Here is a 255-nt window from a genome sequence, read left to right on the forward strand (position 1 = left end):
ACAGCATTACTCAACATCAAGCGATAGAACAAGTTAACGGTGATGGCGATATTAATGAGCTAACCATCGGAGTGGATGTTACTGATACCGATGGCGACACCGTACCAAATGCCGCCAATATCAACATCACGATAGCGGATGGTGCGCTCGCAACCGCGACCGATAGCAATGTTACTTTCACTGAAACACAAGGCGTTCAAACGATTACCGGCGGGGACTTAACCGTTGCCGTTGTTCAAGGCAGTGACGATGTTG

The 255-nt window shown here is 48.6% G+C and carries 1 protein-coding gene; it reads left to right on the plus strand.

Features of this window, described 5'->3' with window-relative positions; translation table 11 throughout:
• On the plus strand, positions 1 to 255 hold a 255-nt coding region (locus AACW90_RS23060; protein WP_390239399.1), incomplete at both ends, for a hypothetical protein.

The organism is Vibrio frigidus (assembly GCF_042465995.1).
GTDB lineage: Bacteria > Pseudomonadota > Gammaproteobacteria > Enterobacterales > Vibrionaceae > Vibrio.